Genomic DNA, 15,391 nt, shown 5'->3' on the forward strand with positions numbered 1-15,391 from the left:
CTTGGGGGAGGTTTATCCGCCCATGTCCGAAGTTTTCGCCCGCCCTTCCTTAAAGCGTCGCGTCACGCTGCTGATGGGGGCGCTGGTCATCGTCAATATCGCCGTCTGGGGCTGGGCGCTCAGCGTCTTTGCGGGCAACAGCCTGATGCTCGGCACGGCTTTGCTCGCCTATAGCCTGGGGCTGCGTCACGCGGTCGATGCCGATCACATCGCCGCCATCGACAATGTCACCCGCAAGCTGATGCAGGACGGCCAGCGACCCATCGCGGTCGGCTTGTGGTTCGCGATCGGCCATTCTGCCATCGTGCTGATCGCGGCGACCACGGTCGCGCTGGCGGCGAGCACCCTGGCCGACTTCGAGGCGTTCGGACAGAGCGGCGGGACGATCGCCACCATCGTCTCGGCCAGTTTCCTGTTTGCCATCGCGATCATGAACCTCATCATCCTGCGCGATGTCTGGACCCGCTTCCGCCGCGTCGCGCGGGGCGAGCCGATGGCGGAGGCCGATGCCGATATGTTGTTTTCGGGGCAGGGGCCTTTGTCGCGTCTGTTCCGGCCGCTGTTCCGATTGATCCGGCGGAGCTGGCACATGGCGCCTTTGGGATTCCTGTTCGGGCTGGGCTTCGACACCGCGACCGAGGTGGCGATCCTTGGTCTGTCGGGTTCGCATGCCGCCGATGGCGTATCGCTGGCGACGATCCTGGTGTTCCCCGTCCTGTTCGCGGTCGGCATGGCGTTGATCGACACGGCCGACGGGTTGGTGATGCTGGGCGCCTATGAGTGGGCGTTCGTTCATCCGCTGCGCAAACTCTATTACAACATGACGATCACTTTGGTCTCCGCGCTGGTCGCGCTGGTGATCGGCGGCATCCAGGCGACCGCCTTGCTGGCCGAGCGGTTCGGCTGGACTTCGGGGCCGTTCCGCTATGCGGGCGCGCTGGCCGAGCATTTCAACATATTGGGCTTCGCCATCGTCGGGCTGTTCGTGGTCTGCTGGGGCGCGAGCTTCCTCCTCTATCGCTGGCGCGGGTTCGCCGCGATGGAGGCACGAATTGCCAAGCCCGGCGCGGCGGGATAAATGCCGCTGATCGGGCTCCTGACCCGCGAGAACATTGAACCGATCCGTCATTGCGAGCGGAGCGAAGCAATCCAGAGCCGGACCAGGACGCCCTGGATTACTTCGCTCCGCTCGCAATGACAGCCTTGATCGCTTCGATGGGATCAACGACCCAGGAACTCGACGATCGCGCCGGCGCCCTTCGGGGCTTTAACGGGAATGGGGTGAAAATCCCCGGCTGTCCCTGCAACTGTAAGCGGTGAGCGAGCGATGCTGGTGCCCCCTCCCTTTCACTAGGGCGCGAGGCACGGCCACTGGAGTGATCCGGGAAGGCGCATCCCCTCGCTTCGACCCGCGAGCCAGGAGACCTGCCGGCGTCATGGTCGCTCTTGCCTGGACCCAGGGGGTGGTCGGGGCACGGTTCTCCGTCGGGGAGCGACGAAGCCATGCGGCCGGGGCCGCATCAGTCGCCGGTTCAGCGGGGCGGACGCATGTCGCGCGCCCGTTCGTCACCGCTCCGGCGACAGGTCCCGTGTCCGCGCTCGCTCGTCCGGCGCGTCGGAGAATTACCATGCGTGACCTGTCCAAGGTCCCCGTCACCATCGTCACCGGCTTTCTGGGTGCGGGCAAGACCACGCTCATCAGCCACCTGATCCGCAACGCAGGCGGCCGTCGCCTGGCGGTGGTCGTCAACGAGTTCGGCACCCTGGGCGTCGATGGCGACATCCTGCAAAGCTGCGCCATCCCCGACTGCCCGGCGGAGAATATCGTCGAGCTGGCCAATGGCTGCATCTGCTGCACCGTCGCCGACGACTTCATACCGACGGTCGAGAAGCTCCTCGCGATGGAGCCGCGCCCCGATCACATCCTGATCGAAACCTCGGGGCTGGCATTGCCCAAGCCGCTGCTGAAGGCGTTCGACTGGCCCGCCATCCGCTCGCGCATCACGGTCGACGGCGTGGTCGCGCTGGCCGATGCGGAGGCGGTCGCGGCGGGCCGCTTCGCCCCCGATCTGGACGCGGTCGAGGCGCAGCGCGCCGCCGACCCCAGCCTCGACCATGAGACCCCGCTGTCGGAAGTGTTCGAGGATCAGCTGGCGTGCGCCGACATCGTGCTGCTGACCAAGGCGGACCTTGCCGGGCCGGAGGGCGTCGTCAAGGCGCGCGAGATCATCTCCGCCGAAGCGCCGCGCCCGCTGCCGATGGTCGAGGCGGTCGACGGCATCGTTTCCGCCGAGATCGTGCTGGGTCTGGAAGCCGCCGCCGAGGACGACATCGCCGCGCGCCCCTCGCATCATGACGGCGCGGACGATCACGAGCATGACGATTTCGACAGCATATCGGTGATGCTGGGCGAGGTGGAAAGCCCCGAGGTTCTGGCTGCGCGGATCGCCACGCTGGCCGAGCAGCAGGATATCCTGCGCGTGAAGGGCTATGCCGCCGTCGCGGGTAAGCCGATGCGGCTGTTGGTGCAGGCGGTCGGCCGCCGGGTGCGGACGAATTACGACCGTCCCTGGGGTCCGGGCGAGCCGCGCGGCACGCAGCTGGTCGTCATCGCCGAGCATGACCGTATCGACCGTGCGGCGATCGAGGCCGTGCTGAAGGGCTAAACGCACATGCATCTCGTCTTTCGCGAGAGCCATGGGCTGGAGGAACAGGCCGTTCCACAGGATCTGGGGCAGCGCCCCGGTGACGTGGTGGTGCTGTCCTTTTCCGACAGCGACCTCAGCGCCTTTGCGGCGGGCTGGCGGGCGGGGGGATTCCCCTGGTCGCTGCGGCTCGCCAATCTGGCGGCGCTGGTCCATCCGCTGTCGGTCGACACCTATGTCGAGCAGACTCTGGTTCATGCGAAGGCGATCCTGATCCGGTTGATCGGCGGCGCGGCATACTGGGATTACGGCCTGCGCGAGGTGGAGCGGCTGGCGCGCAAGCGGGGCATCGCGCTGGCGGTGCTGGCGGCGGACGGGCGTGAGGACCGGCGGCTGGCAGCGGCGTCGACGGTGGCTGCCGGGTTGGTTCGGCGGTTGACGGCGTTGTGCGATGCGGGCGGGGCGCAGGCAGCGGCAGAAGCATTGGACACCCTCGCCGCGAGCACGCCCCTCCCGCAGGCGGGAGGGGATGGGGGAGGGCCCTCGCCCCAAGCGATGTCGCCTGCGGCCTTACCCCTCCCCAACCCCTCCCCCTGCCGGGAGAGGGGCTTTCAAATGGCTCCCGTTGGCGGTTGGTCGCCCAAAGGCGTCGCTTGCCCCGCCGCCGCCCTGCTGCACCAAAACCGCCCCCGCATTGTCATCACCTTCTACCGCGCCTATCTCGCCGCCGCCGACCTCGAACCCATTACCGCCCTCCACACCGCCCTCTCCGAACGCGGCTTCGACCCCATCGCCCTGTTCGTCCCCTCGCTCAAAGCCGAGGGCGCAGGCCCGTGGATCGCGCGCTGGGCCAAGGCCCTAAACCCCGCAGCAATCATCAACGCCACCGCCTTTTCCGCACGCGGCGAGGACGACGCCACCCCGCTCGACGGCGCGGGCGTGCCGGTGTTTCAGGTCGCGCTCGCCACCAGCGACCGCGAAGGCTGGGAGGGTTCGGCACGCGGCCTGTCGCCTGCCGACCTCGCCATGCATGTCGTGCTGCCCGAGATCGACGGACGACTGTTCGCGGGTGTCGTCAGCTTCAAGCAGCCCGGCGAGCGCGACCCCGATTTCGACGTCGCGCTCCGCCTCCACCGCGCCGAGCCGGCCCGCATCGCGGCGGTCGCCGACCGGGTGGCGGGCTGGACGAAGCTCGCCGCGACCCCGATGGCCGAGCGGCGGCTGGCGATTCTGTTGTCCACCTATCCGGGCAAGGACTGGCAGGCGGCGCATGCGGTCGGGCTGGACGGCTTTGCCTCGACGCAGGCCATACTCGAAGATCTGCGCGCCGCCGGGTATGACACCGCCCCGCGCGCCGACCTGCCCGCCGCGCTGATCGGAAACCGCATCGCCTGGCCGGTCGTCGCCTATCGCGAGGCGCTGGCCAGCTTGCCCGAAACCCTTCGCGCCGACCTGCTCGAAAGCTGGGGCGCGGTTGAGGACGACCCCCTGATCGAGGGCGACCAGTTCCATTTCCCCGCCCTCACCCTCGGCAAGACGATCGTCGCACTCCAGCCCGAACGCGGGCGGCGCGAGGCGCGCGCCGACGATTATCACGACCTCTCCCGCTGCCCGCGCCATTCCTATGTCGCCTTCTACCTCTGGCTGCGTGCGCAAGGGATCGACGCGCTTGTTCATGTCGGCGCGCATGGCACGCTGGAGTGGTTGCCCGGCAAGGCGGTCGCGCTGTCCGATGCCTGCTGGCCCGAGGCGCTGACCCGCGACTGGCCGGTCCTTTACCCCTTCATCGTCAACGATCCGGGCGAGGCGGCGCAGGCCAAGCGCCGTCTGGGCGCGGTGACGATCGGGCATGTCCCCCCGGCGCTGGTCCAGGCGGAGACGGGCGCGGGGCTGGGGCGGCTGGAGGCGCTGCTCGACGAATATGCCAATGCCGATGGCCTCGACCCCGCGCGGCGCGACCGGCTGCGCGGGTTGATTGCCGAGGAAGCGGAGAGCGTCGGGCTGGGCGAAACGCTGGGGTTGGCAGGGGCGGACGATCCGCTCGCCCGGATCGACGCTTTCGTCTGCGACGTGAAGGACAGCCAGTTCGGCGAAGGGCTGCACGTCTTCGGGCGCGGCGAGCAGGGCGTTGCGGAACGCGCCGGGCTGCTCGCCGGGCTGGACGGAAAGCGCGTCGCGGCGGGGCCTTCGGGTTCGCCCTATCGCGGCCGGACAGATGTGCTGCCCACGGGGCGCAACCTCTACGCCATCGATCCGCGCGCCGTGCCGAGCCGAGCCGCGCAAGCGCAGGGCGTCAAGCTCGCCGAGGAACTGCTCCGCCGCCACATGCAGGAGGAGGGTGATTACCTGCGTACCCTGATCGTCGATCTCTGGGGATCGGCGACGATGCGAACCGCTGGCGAGGAATTCGCCATGGCGCTCCACTTGATCGGGGTCGAGCCGGTCTGGGACCACCGGTCCGAGCGGGTGACGGGGTTCGAAGTGATGCCGCTGATGCGCTTCGACCGGCCGCGCGTCGATGTGACGTTGCGCGTGTCGGGGCTGTTCCGCGACGCCTTCCCGCATCTGGTCGCACTGTTCGGGCAGGCGGTGCGCGCGTTGGCCGCTCGCGACGAAGAGGCGGACTGGAATCCGTTCAAGGGACAGGCGACTCCGCGCGTCTATGGCCCGGCGCCGGGCCGCTACGGCATCGGGCTGGACCCGGAGGCGGGCTATGACGAGGCCGCGCGGATCGAGGCGGGGCAAAGCTGGCTCGCCGCCTCGGCCACCGCGCTCGACGATGGCGACCGGCGCGATGCGGCAGGGATCGCGGCGCGGGTGGCGGGGGCGCAGGCCTTCGTTCATGTCCATGACCTGCCCGAGAGCGACTTGTTGCTCGCCGCCGACTATGCCGCGCATCAGGCCGGTTTCGCGGCGGCGCGCGCGGCAGTCGGCGAGGGGGCGGCGTCGCTCTATCATCTCGACACGCGCGTTTCCGAAAGCCCCAAGGCGCGGACGCTGGCCGAGGAGATCGCCCGCACCGTCCATGCCCGCGCCGCCAACCCACGCTGGGTGGCGGGCATGATGGCGCATGGTTTCCGGGGCGCGGCCGAGATCGCCGCGACGCTCGACCATCTGGGCAGCTTCGCGCATCTGGCCGATGTGGTGCCCGCCGCGCTGATCGATTTGTACTGGGATGCGACGTTGGCCCGCGACGAAGTGCGCGACTTCATGGCGCTGGCGAACCCGGCGGCGCTGGCGGCTATGGAGGCGCGCTTTGCGGCGCTTCATAGGGCCGGGCTGTGGCGGACGCGGCGCAATTCGGTGCTGGCGATGCTGGACGGCGCGGCATGAGCGGGTTCGAGGTCAGGGGCTGGTGCCCCGATGCGTTCCGCCCGATGATGGCGGGCGATGGTCTCTTGGTCCGCGTCCGTCCGCCGCTGGCTCGGTTGACGGCGACGCAGGTCGAAGGGCTTTGCGAGGCCGCGAACGCCCATGGCAATGGCCAGATCGACCTGACGTCGCGCGCCAACCTTCAATTGCGCGGCGTCACCGAAGCGGGTTGGCGGGGGCTGATCGAGGCATTGCAGGCGATGGGGCTGGTCGATCCCGATCCGGTGCGGGAGGGGCGCGGGGCGATCCTGCTCAACCCCGACTGGCGTGAAAGCGACGACACCCATGCCATCGCCAGCGAATTGCGTGCTCGGCTGGCCGAACTACCCGACTTGCCCGGCAAGCTGGGGTTCGTGGTCGATGCGGGGACTGCGCCGATGCTGGTGCAGGCGCCGGGCGATTTTCGAATCGAACGGAGCGTGACGGGCGAGTTGCTGATGCGCGCCGATGGCCGGGCAAGCGGCGTGACTGTGACCCGCTCGAATGCCGTCGATGCGCTGATCCGGCTGGCGCACTGGTTCGCCGACAGCGACGGAGCCGCCGCCGGGCGGATGGCGCGGCACGAGGCCATGCTACCCGACTGGGCTAAAGGGAACGCCGTACCTGCAACGGGTACAACGATGCAGCCCGGTGCGCATCCGATCGGTGCGGTCTATGGCCTGCCTTTCGGCCGGATTGATGCCGCGTCGCTGGCCGCCTTTGTCCGCACCCATGACTGCGCCGTTCGCCTTACCCCTTGGCGGCTCCTGATCGCGGAGGGCATCGCCCCGGCACCAGCCCTCGGAATGCTGCTGGCCGACAGCCCCATCCTCCATGTCGATGCCTGTGTCGGCGCGCCCGCCTGCCCACAGGCCAGCGTCGCGACCCGCGATCTTGCCGCCCGACTCGCGCCGCTGATCGAAGGCCGTCTGCACGTCTCGGGTTGCGCGAAGGGCTGCGCACGGGCACGGGCGGCGGACTGGGTGTTGACCGGGCGGGCGGGGGCGTTCGATCTGGCGCGCAATGCCCGCGCCGGGGCCGCGCCCCTTCACACCGGATTGACGCCCGAGCGGGCGGTCGCGCTTCTCGGAGCCTGTTGATGTCGTACGTTTATGAAACCGATGGCGCGGCGATCTATCGCCAGTCCTTCGCCATCATCCGCGCCGAGGCGGAGCTGACCCGCTTCAACGCGGAGGAAGAGCCGGTCGCGGTGCGCATGATCCATGCCGCCGGGCTGGTCGAGCTGGCGCCGTCGATCCAGTTCTCGGCCGGCTTCGCGGTCGCGGGACGGCGGGCGCTGGCGAACGGCGCGGCGATCCTGTGCGATGCGCATATGGTCAGCGAGGGTGTGACGCGCGCGCGCCTGCCCGCCGACAATCCGGTGATCTGCACGTTGCGCGATCCTTCGGTGCCCGTGCTCGCCAAGGAGATGGGCACGACCCGCTCCGCCGCCGCGCTGGAGCTGTGGCGGCCGCATCTGGCAGGCGCCTTAGTGGCGATCGGCAATGCGCCGACCGCGCTCTTCCATCTGCTGACGATGCTGGAAGACCCCGACTGCCCGCGCCCGGCAGCGATCATCGGTTGTCCGGTCGGCTTCGTCGGCGCGATGGAGTCGAAGGACGCGCTCTGGGATGCCCAACCCGTCCCCTGTGTTATCGTGAAGGGCCGCCCCGGCGGTAGCGCGATCACCGTGGCCGCGATCAACGCGCTGGCGAGCCGCGCCGAATGACGGGGACCGTTCACGGCGTCGGCCTGGGGCCGGGCGCGGCGGACCTGATGAGCGTCCGCGCCGACCGCCTCGTGCGCGGCGCGCGGCATGTCGCTTATTTTCGTAAAAGCGGACGGCGCGGCCATGCGCGGACCATTGTCGACGGGATGCTGCGCGGCGATGTGGTCGAATATCCGATGGACTATCCGGTCACGACCGAGATCCTGTTCACCGACCCGCGTTACAATGAATGCCTGTCGGCCTTCTACGCGACATGCACCGCGCATATCCTGTCGCTAGTGCAGGGCGGCGAGGATGTCGTCGTGCTGTGCGAAGGCGATCCGTTCTTCTACGGGTCGTTCATGCACTTGCACAGCCGGTTGAAGGACCACGCCCCCGTCGCGGTCGTGCCCGGCATCACCGGCATGTCGGGCGCTTGGACCGCCAGCGGCGCGCCGATCACCTGGGGCGACGATGTGCTGACCGTCGCGATGGCGACCCTGCCCGAGGCCGAACTGACCCGCCGCATCGCCGAGACCGACGCGCTGGTCGTCATGAAGATCGGCCGCCACCTACCCAAGCTGCGCCGCGCCATCGCGGCGGCGGGGCGGACGGAGCAGGCATGGCTGGTCGAACATGCCGCGCAAGCCGGGGAACGCGTGCGCCGTCTGGCAGAAGTCGAGGACGCACCCGCCCCCTATTTCTCGATCGCGTTGATCCATGGCCAGGGGCGTCGGCCATGAGTGGCTGGCTGATCGTCGTCGGGCTGGGACCCGGCGCGGAGGCAATGGTCACGCCCGAGGTGTCGGCGGCACTGGCCGAGGCAACCGATGTCGTCGGCTACATCCCTTATGTCGCGCGCGTGCCCGAGCGGCCCGGCCTGACCCGCCATGCCAGCGACAACCGGGTCGAGCGCGACCGCGCACTCCACGCATTGGAGATGGCCGAGGCCGGGCAGCGCGTGGTTGTTGTGTCCTCGGGCGATCCGGGGGTGTTCGCAATGGCGGCGGCGATCTTTGAGCGGGTCGAGGAAGATCCTGCGCGCTGGCACGACCTCGACATCCGCGTCCTGCCCGGCATCACCGCGATGCTGGCAGCCAGTGCACGGGCGGGGGCACCGCTGGGGCATGATTTCTGCGCGATCAACCTGTCGGATAATCTGAAACCGCAAGCGCTGATCGAGCGTCGATTGGCACTCGCGGCGGAAGCGGATTTCGCCATCGCGCTCTATAATCCCCGCTCGAAGGCGCGGCCCGACGCGCTGGACGCCGCCTTCGCGCTGCTCTGCGAGACATGCGGCGACGAGCGGCTTGTATTGTTCGCCCGGGCCGTTTCGACGCCGGAGGAGCATTTGCGCATCGTGTCCTTGCCCGAAGCACGCGGCGAGATGGCCGATATGCGTACCGTCGTCATCATCGGCTCCAGCCGCACGCGGATGATCCCGCACGCTGGGCGGCCGATCCTCTACACGCCCCGGACGACGCCGTGATCCAGCCAGTCCAACACGGCCGCGACGCTGCTCACCTGCGGGCGGGGCGGGATGAAGGGGCGGTCGATCATCACGACCGGCAGGCCCAATTCGCGCGCCGCATCCAGCTTCGCCCGCGCGCCGGAGCCGCCCGCATTCTTGGCGACAACGATGTCGATCCGTTGTTCGTGCAGCAGGGCCAACTCGCTCGCCAGCGTGAAGGGACCACGATCCACCACCAGACGATGGTGCGGCAGAGCGGAGGGCTCGGCAGGATCGACGAAGCGCAGCAGATAGAAATGCTGCGGCACGCCAGCAAAATCGCCAATTGTCTGACGCCCCAGTGCGAGGAAGACGCGCGCCGGATCGTGCCCAAGCGCGGCCACCGCCTGCTCGGTATCCGCCACACGCGTCCAGCGATCGCCGGGACCATCCACCCATTCGGGCCGGGTCAGCGCCAGCAGTTTCACGCCTGCGCGCTCCGCCGCCGCGATGGCATTGGCGCTGATCCGCGCGGCGAAGGGGTGGGTCGCGTCGACCAGATGGGTCACGCCTTCCCGCGTCAGATAGTTCGCCAGTCCTTCCACGCCGCCGAATCCGCCGACCCGCGTCGGGATCGCCTGCGCGCGCGGGTGTTCGGTGCGGCCCGCGTAGCTGAGCACCGCGCGCTCGCCACGCGCGGCCAGTGCTGTGGCCAGGGCGCTCGCCTCGGTTGTGCCGCCGAGCAGAAGGATATGGCGCATGGCTGACTCCCAGGCGTGGCTGACGATCGTTGGGATCGGCGAGGATGGCTGGAACGGCCTGACCGCCTCCGCCCGCGCCGCGATCGAGGCCGCCGATAGCGTGATGGGCGCATCGCGTCACCTGTCGCTGCTGCCCAAGGCGGGGCGCGCCGAGCGGATCGTCTGGCCGGTGCCCTTCGCCGAGGGCGTGCCCCTGCTGCTGGAGCGGCGGGGCGAGCGGGTGGTGATGCTCGCCTCGGGCGATCCCTTCTGGTTCGGCGCGGGGTCGGTCGTGACCCGTCATCTGGAGCCGGGCGAGTGGGTCGCCCATCCGGCACCGTCGACCCTGTCGCTGGCGGCCGCAAGGCTGGGCTGGCCGGTCGAGACGATCCAGAGCGTCGGCCTGCACGCGCGGCCCGTCGAGATGCTGCGCCCCTATCTGGCGCCGGGACAACGCGTCCTGGCGCTGATGCGCGACGGCGCTTCGGTGACCGGGCTGGCCGCATGGCTTACCGAGCAGGGCTTCGGCGACAGCGCGCTGACGGTGCTGGAGGCGCTGGGCGGGCCGCGCGAGCGCGTGCGGCGGTGCACGGCGGATGCGCTCGACTGGACCGACATCGCCCATCCGGTCGCGGTGGCGATCGAGCCTGCCGGAGCGGGGCGCGTTCTGCCCTGCGCGAGTGGCCTCGACGACGACTGGTTCGCGCATGACGGACAGATCACCAAGCGCCCGGTCCGCGCGCTGGCGCTCTCCGCGCTCGCCCCATGTCGCGGCGAGTTGCTGTGGGACATCGGCACCGGATCGGGGTCAGTCGCAATCGAATGGCTGCTGAGCGACCCGACCACCCGCGCCATCGGCTTCGAGCGCGATCCCGACCGCCTCGCCCGCGCCGCCGACAATGCGGCGCGGCTGGGCCTGAACCGGCTGGAACTGGTCGAGGGCGATGCGGTCGCCGAACTGGCCGAGCGTCCGCACCCCGATGCGGTGTTCGTCGGCGGCGGCCTGTCGCGGCCGTTGGTCGAGGCGTTGCGGACTCTGCCGCACTGTCGCTTGGTCGCCCATGCCGTGACGCTGGAGACGGAGGTGCTGCTGGCCGAATGTCATGCGCGATACGGAGGTGAGTTGCTGCGCATCGAACTGGCGCGGGCTCGTCCGCTCGGCACCAAGCGGGGATGGAAGGCGAGCTATCCCATCGTGCAATGGAACGCCGCATGGTGATCGCGGGGTTCGGATGTCGCGCAGAGGCGACGGTCGAGTCCTTCCGCAGCGCGCTGGCGGCGACCGGCATGCATCCCGATGCACTAGCCGTGCCCGCCGATCGCGCGGGAGTGATCGCGCCATTCGCCGGTGAGATGGCGGTCCACCCCATTGCCACCGACCTGTTGCAAGGCATCGACACCCCGACCCGCTCGACCGTCAGCCTGGCCACGCGTGGCGTGGGCAGCGTCGCCGAAGCCGTGGCGCTTGCCGCCGCCGGGCCGGACGCGCGGATCGTCGTTGCCCGTGTAATCTCCTCCGACCGCATGGCGACCTGCGCCATTGCCCAAGGACCTGAATCATGACTGTCCATTTCATCGGCGCCGGACCCGGCGCCCCCGATCTGCTGACCCTGCGGGGCCGCGACCTGATCGCGGCCTGCCCGGTCTGTCTCTATGCCGGGTCGCTGGTGCCGGAGGCGGTGCTCGCCCATTGTCCACCCGGGGCGCGCATCGTGAACACCGCGCCGATGACGCTCGACGCGATCATCGCCGAAATCGCGGACGCCCACGCCAAGGGGCAGGACGTCGCCCGGCTCCATTCGGGCGACCTGTCGGTGTGGTCGGCAATGGGCGAGCAGGTGCGACGGTTGCGCGAACTGGGCATCCCCGTCTCGGTGACGCCGGGCGTGCCGTCCTTCGCGGCGGCGGCGGCGGTGCTGGAGAGCGAGCTGACCCTGCCCGGTATCGCCCAGTCGGTGATCCTGACCCGCACCCCCGGTCGTGCCAGCGCGATGCCCGATGGCGAGTCTCTGACTGCCTTTGCCGCGACCGGGGCGACGCTGGCCATCCATCTGTCGATCCATAATCTGGCCAAGGTCGTCGCCGACCTGACCCCGCATTACGGGAGCGACTGCCCCGTCGCGATCGTCTGGCGCGCGAGCTGGCCCGAGCAGCGGATCGTCCGGGCGACGCTCGCCACTATCGAGGAAGCCGCCGCCGATGGACCGGAGCGGACCGCGCTGATTTTGGTCGGCCGCGTCCTCGCGCCAAGCGATTTCGCCGAGAGCCGGTTATATGCCGAGGGCTATGACCGCCGCTATCGTCCCGGAAACAGCCTGACATGACATCGGGATTGATGATCGCCGCGCCCGCCTCGGGCACCGGCAAGACGACGGTGATGCTGGGCCTGCTCCGCGCGTTCCGCGATGCGGGGCTCAGCGTGCAGCCGTTCAAGAGCGGCCCCGATTATATCGACCCCGCCTTTCATCGCGCCGCCTGCGGGCGGGCGTCGTTCAACCTCGATGGCTGGGCGATGCCTTCGCCGTTGCTCGATACGCTGGGGCAGCGCGGGGCGGATGCCGATCTGGTGCTGGCGGAAGGCTCGATGGGACTGTTCGACGGCGTCGCCAAGCCCGGCGCGACGGGCATGGGCAGCAGCGCGGAGACGGCGAAGCGCATGGGCTGGCCGGTGATCCTAGTCATCGACGTGTCGGGCCAGGCCCAGTCGGCGGCGGCGACCGCACTGGGCTTCGCGCGCTACGACCCCGAATTGCGGGTGGCGGGGGTGATCCTGAACCGCGTGGCCAGCCCGCGTCACGAGCGGCTGGCGAAGCTCGGCTTCGAGGAGATCGGCCTGCCGGTCTTCGGCGCGTTGCCCCGGCGCGGCGATCTGGTCCTGCCCGAGCGGCATCTGGGGCTGGTGCAGGCGGTCGAGCATCCCGAACTCGACCGGCTGATCGGCGACTATGCGGCGTTTCTGGCCGCGCATGTCGATCTGGAGGCGATCCGCGTGGCGGCCTATGCCAAGCCCGCCATGCCCATATCCGGCACGCTCCCGCCACCGCCCGCCCAGCGGATCGCGCTGGCGCAGGATGCGGCCTTTTCCTTCGTCTATCCGCATATGCTGGAGGGCTGGCGCGCAGGCGGTGCGGAGATCCTGCCCTTCTCACCGCTGGCCGACGAAGCCCCCGACGCCTCGGCCGATCTGGTCTGGCTGCCCGGCGGCTATCCCGAGCTTCATGCCGGACGGCTGGCGGCGGCGGAGCGGTTCCGCGCCGGGCTCGCCGCCCATGCCGCAACCAAGCCGATCCATGGCGAGTGCGGCGGCTATATGGCGCTGGGCGAAGCACTCATCGATGCGGCGGGCGTCAGTCACCGGATGGCCGGGCTGCTCAGCCTCGTCACCAGCTATGCCAAGCGCAAAATGCATCTGGGCTATCGCCGTGCGACCTTGCTCAGCGAGGTGGCGGGGATGCCCGAGGGTGCGGTGCTGGGCGGGCATGAGTTTCACTATTCGACCGTCCTGGAACAGCCCGATGCGCCGCTTGCCCATGTCGTCGATGCGCAAGGTGACGCCGTACCGGAAACCGGATCGCGGCGGGGCCAGGTGACCGGCACCTTCTTCCATCTGGTGGCGCGCTGGTGGTGAGCGGGTTCGTATCCCTCGTCGGCGCAGGGCCGGGCGACCCGGAGCTGCTGACGCTGAAGGCGGTGCGCTGTCTGGGCGCGGCCGATGTCGTGTTGTTCGACGACCTCGCCGCCGGGCCGATGCTGAGCCATTGCCGCCCCGACGCCGAACTGATCGCGGTCGGCAAGCGCGCGGGGCGCGCCTCGCCCAAACAGGGCGAGATCGATCGGCTGCTGGTCGATCATGCGCTGAGCGGCAAACGCGTCGTCCGGCTGAAGTCGGGCGATCCCGGCATCTTCGGGCGGCTGGAGGAAGAGATCGTCGCGCTGAAGGCGGCGGGCATTCCTTATGAGATCGTCCCCGGCGTCAGCGCGGCGAGCGCGGCGGCGGCGGCGGCGGGCATTCCACTGACCCGGCGCAACGAGGCGCGGCGCGTGCAGTTCGTGACCGGCCATGACGTCACCGGCGCGCTGCCCGCCGACCGCAACATGGCGGCGCTGGCCGATGCGAGCGCGACGACGGTGGTGTTCATGCCCAAGCGCACCTTCCCTGCGCTGGCGGAAGCGTTGATAGCGCACGGCCTGTCGCCGGAAACCCCTGCGCTGATGGCCGAGCATGTCGGCTGTCCCGACCAGCGGCTGACCCGCGCCACCATCGGCGCGCTGGCGGCGCAACTGGCAGAGGGCGTGTCGGACAAGGCGGCGCTGATCCTCTACGGCCCGCTGATGGAGGATCTGTGATCCATCTCGACCTGATCGGCATCGGCACGGGCAATCCCGATCATCTGACTCGTGCGGCGGAGGCCGCGATGCGCGCCGCCGACCTGATCCTGCTGCCGCGGAAAGAGGACAAGGCCGAGCTGATCGACCTGCGCCGTGACATCTGTGCGCAGGTGTTGGCGGGGACGGCGACACAGGTGGTGGAGTTCGACCTGCCGGTGCGCGCGGCCGAAGGAGCCTATCTCGATACGGTCGAGCATTGGCACGATGCGATTGCCGAACGCTGGGCGGCTGAGATCGCGGCGCATCTGCCGGGAGGCGGGCGCGTGGCGTTGCTCGTCTGGGGTGATCCGTCGCTGTACGACAGCACGATCCGTATCGCCCGGCGCCTGGCCTCCGTGGAGCGGGTGACGGTGGTGCCGGGGATCACCAGCCTCCAGGTGTTATGTGCGGCGCATGCCGTTCCCTTCAACGCGGTCGGGGCGCCGGTGATGGTGACGACCGGGCGGCGGCTGCGCGAAACTGGTTGGCCCGAGGGGGCGGATAGTGTCGCGGTGATGCTCGATGGGGGGTGCGCGTTCATGACGCTGGACCAGCCGGATGTCGCGATCTGGTGGGGGGCGTATCTGGGCATGGCGCAGCAAGCGATCGAGTCCGGGCGGCTGGCGGATGTCGCCGAGCGGATCGTCGCACGCCGGGCGGAACTGCGGCGTGCGCATGGCTGGATCATGGACGTGTACCTGCTCCGGCGGGGTGGGGATTTGGTGGGGGAAGGGGCGTGATGGAGCCCTCCCCTCTGCCACGCGCTGCTCCCCTCCCGCAGGCGAGTTGCGGGTCGGCCATGCCCCCGGCATGGCCTGAACGATGCGAGGCATCGTTCACCCGCAACTGGGCTGGGGGAGGGGCCCGCCCCAAGCTGAGTCGCCCGTGGCTTAACCCCCACCCCAAACCCCTCCCCCCTACCGGGAGGAGGGGCTTAATGCGGATCGTTTCGTCCCGAGCATCTCCCCTCCCGCAGGCGCGTTGCGGGTCGGCCTTGCCCCCGGCATGGCCTGAACGATGCGGGGCATCGTTCACCCGCGACTGGGTTTGGGGTGGGCAGGGCCACAGGCCAGACGTCGTGTGGTGCACCTATCCTTGCGTAGGCTTAGAGCGGGATAACGTCAGTTTG

At 69.5% G+C, this 15,391-nt stretch carries 14 protein-coding genes and 1 riboswitch; of the genes, 13 read left to right on the forward strand and 1 reads right to left on the reverse strand.

Features of this window, described 5'->3' with window-relative positions; genetic code table 11:
- Positions 1-22 precede the first annotated feature (22 nt).
- The 7 genes from ACQHGV_RS02490 (at position 23) to cobJ (ending at position 9,193) form a co-directional block, all read left to right on the forward strand.
- Positions 23-1,078: a HoxN/HupN/NixA family nickel/cobalt transporter gene (locus ACQHGV_RS02490; RefSeq protein ID WP_440979300.1), complete on the forward strand. Its 1,056-nt coding sequence runs from the start codon at positions 23-25 to the stop codon at positions 1,076-1,078.
- A 155-nt stretch (positions 1,079-1,233) separates the two neighbouring features.
- Positions 1,234-1,447, forward strand: a riboswitch (cobalamin riboswitch).
- A gap of 181 nt (positions 1,448-1,628) precedes the next feature.
- Positions 1,629-2,666 carry a cobalamin biosynthesis protein CobW gene (cobW, locus tag ACQHGV_RS02495; RefSeq protein WP_440979301.1) on the forward strand — a complete coding sequence of 346 codons (1,038 nt, stop codon included), beginning with the start codon at positions 1,629-1,631 and terminating at the stop codon, positions 2,664-2,666.
- A gap of 6 nt (positions 2,667-2,672) precedes the next feature.
- Positions 2,673-5,978: a cobaltochelatase subunit CobN gene (gene cobN / locus ACQHGV_RS02500; RefSeq protein ID WP_440979302.1), complete on the forward strand. Its 3,306-nt coding sequence runs from the start codon at positions 2,673-2,675 to the stop codon at positions 5,976-5,978.
- Complete coding sequence (locus ACQHGV_RS02505) at positions 5,975-7,096, forward strand: cobalamin biosynthesis protein CobG (RefSeq protein WP_440979303.1); 1,122 nt, start codon at positions 5,975-5,977, stop codon at positions 7,094-7,096. Before cobN ends, ACQHGV_RS02505 begins: the two co-directional genes overlap by 4 nt.
- The gene (locus ACQHGV_RS02510) at positions 7,096-7,725 is read left to right on the forward strand and encodes a precorrin-8X methylmutase (RefSeq protein ID WP_440979304.1); all 630 of its coding nucleotides are present in this window, start codon (positions 7,096-7,098) and stop codon (positions 7,723-7,725) included. The genes ACQHGV_RS02505 and ACQHGV_RS02510 overlap by 1 nt, the downstream gene beginning before the upstream one ends.
- Positions 7,722-8,447 (forward strand): precorrin-2 C(20)-methyltransferase, encoded by a 726-nt coding sequence (gene cobI / locus ACQHGV_RS02515; RefSeq protein WP_440979305.1) that lies wholly within the window; start codon positions 7,722-7,724, stop codon positions 8,445-8,447. The genes ACQHGV_RS02510 and cobI overlap by 4 nt, the downstream gene beginning before the upstream one ends.
- Positions 8,444-9,193, forward strand: coding sequence for a precorrin-3B C(17)-methyltransferase (gene cobJ, locus ACQHGV_RS02520; protein ID WP_440979306.1), 750 nt, complete (start codon positions 8,444-8,446; stop codon positions 9,191-9,193). Before cobI ends, cobJ begins: the two co-directional genes overlap by 4 nt.
- On the opposite strand, the gene ACQHGV_RS02525 is transcribed toward cobJ, so the two are convergent.
- The gene (locus tag ACQHGV_RS02525; RefSeq protein ID WP_440979307.1) at positions 9,169-9,915 is read right to left on the reverse strand and encodes a cobalt-precorrin-6A reductase; all 747 of its coding nucleotides are present in this window, start codon (positions 9,913-9,915) and stop codon (positions 9,169-9,171) included. The genes cobJ and ACQHGV_RS02525 overlap by 25 nt on opposite strands.
- Between ACQHGV_RS02525 and cbiE the strand changes: the two genes are divergently transcribed.
- Genes cbiE through cobF form a run of 6 tightly spaced genes read left to right on the forward strand, consistent with a single transcriptional unit; the run spans position 9,914 to position 15,002 of the window.
- Complete coding sequence (cbiE, locus tag ACQHGV_RS02530) at positions 9,914-11,113, forward strand: precorrin-6y C5,15-methyltransferase (decarboxylating) subunit CbiE (RefSeq protein WP_440979308.1); 1,200 nt, start codon at positions 9,914-9,916, stop codon at positions 11,111-11,113. The genes ACQHGV_RS02525 and cbiE overlap by 2 nt on opposite strands.
- On the forward strand, positions 11,107-11,457 hold the full coding sequence (locus tag ACQHGV_RS02535) for a cobalamin biosynthesis protein (protein WP_440979309.1): 351 nt from the start codon (positions 11,107-11,109) through the stop codon (positions 11,455-11,457). Before cbiE ends, ACQHGV_RS02535 begins: the two co-directional genes overlap by 7 nt.
- Positions 11,454-12,218, forward strand: a complete 765-nt coding sequence (cobM, locus tag ACQHGV_RS02540; protein ID WP_440979310.1) for a precorrin-4 C(11)-methyltransferase — start codon at positions 11,454-11,456, stop codon at positions 12,216-12,218. Before ACQHGV_RS02535 ends, cobM begins: the two co-directional genes overlap by 4 nt.
- A complete protein-coding gene (locus tag ACQHGV_RS02545; RefSeq protein WP_440979311.1) occupies positions 12,215-13,522 on the forward strand; it encodes a cobyrinate a,c-diamide synthase in 1,308 nt (435 codons plus the stop codon). The genes cobM and ACQHGV_RS02545 overlap by 4 nt, the downstream gene beginning before the upstream one ends.
- A complete protein-coding gene (gene cobA, locus ACQHGV_RS02550; protein WP_440979312.1) occupies positions 13,519-14,241 on the forward strand; it encodes a uroporphyrinogen-III C-methyltransferase in 723 nt (240 codons plus the stop codon). The genes ACQHGV_RS02545 and cobA overlap by 4 nt, the downstream gene beginning before the upstream one ends.
- The gene (gene cobF / locus ACQHGV_RS02555) at positions 14,238-15,002 is read left to right on the forward strand and encodes a precorrin-6A synthase (deacetylating) (protein WP_440979313.1); all 765 of its coding nucleotides are present in this window, start codon (positions 14,238-14,240) and stop codon (positions 15,000-15,002) included. The genes cobA and cobF overlap by 4 nt, the downstream gene beginning before the upstream one ends.
- Positions 15,003-15,391 lie beyond the last annotated feature (389 nt).

The sequence above is a fragment of the Sphingomonas pseudosanguinis genome, assembly GCF_052056765.1.
Classification (GTDB): domain Bacteria; phylum Pseudomonadota; class Alphaproteobacteria; order Sphingomonadales; family Sphingomonadaceae; genus Sphingomonas; species Sphingomonas pseudosanguinis.

Bases quoted from the DNA above. Each gene is read 5' to 3' on its own strand.
- ACQHGV_RS02490 (WP_440979300.1), top strand. From the start codon at position 23: ATGTCCGAAGTTTTCGCCCGCCCTTCCTTAAAGCGTCGCGTCACGCTG.
- cobW (WP_440979301.1), top strand. From the start codon at position 1,629: ATGCGTGACCTGTCCAAGGTCCCCGTCACCATCGTCACCGGCTTTCTG.
- cobN (WP_440979302.1), top strand. From the start codon at position 2,673: ATGCATCTCGTCTTTCGCGAGAGCCATGGGCTGGAGGAACAGGCCGTT.
- ACQHGV_RS02505 (WP_440979303.1), top strand. From the start codon at position 5,975: ATGAGCGGGTTCGAGGTCAGGGGCTGGTGCCCCGATGCGTTCCGCCCG.
- ACQHGV_RS02510 (WP_440979304.1), top strand. From the start codon at position 7,096: ATGTCGTACGTTTATGAAACCGATGGCGCGGCGATCTATCGCCAGTCC.
- cobI (WP_440979305.1), top strand. From the start codon at position 7,722: ATGACGGGGACCGTTCACGGCGTCGGCCTGGGGCCGGGCGCGGCGGAC.
- cobJ (WP_440979306.1), top strand. From the start codon at position 8,444: ATGAGTGGCTGGCTGATCGTCGTCGGGCTGGGACCCGGCGCGGAGGCA.
- cbiE (WP_440979308.1), top strand. From the start codon at position 9,914: ATGGCTGACTCCCAGGCGTGGCTGACGATCGTTGGGATCGGCGAGGAT.
- ACQHGV_RS02525 (WP_440979307.1), bottom strand. From the start codon at position 9,915: ATGCGCCATATCCTTCTGCTCGGCGGCACAACCGAGGCGAGCGCCCTG.
- ACQHGV_RS02535 (WP_440979309.1), top strand. From the start codon at position 11,107: ATGGTGATCGCGGGGTTCGGATGTCGCGCAGAGGCGACGGTCGAGTCC.
- cobM (WP_440979310.1), top strand. From the start codon at position 11,454: ATGACTGTCCATTTCATCGGCGCCGGACCCGGCGCCCCCGATCTGCTG.
- ACQHGV_RS02545 (WP_440979311.1), top strand. From the start codon at position 12,215: ATGACATCGGGATTGATGATCGCCGCGCCCGCCTCGGGCACCGGCAAG.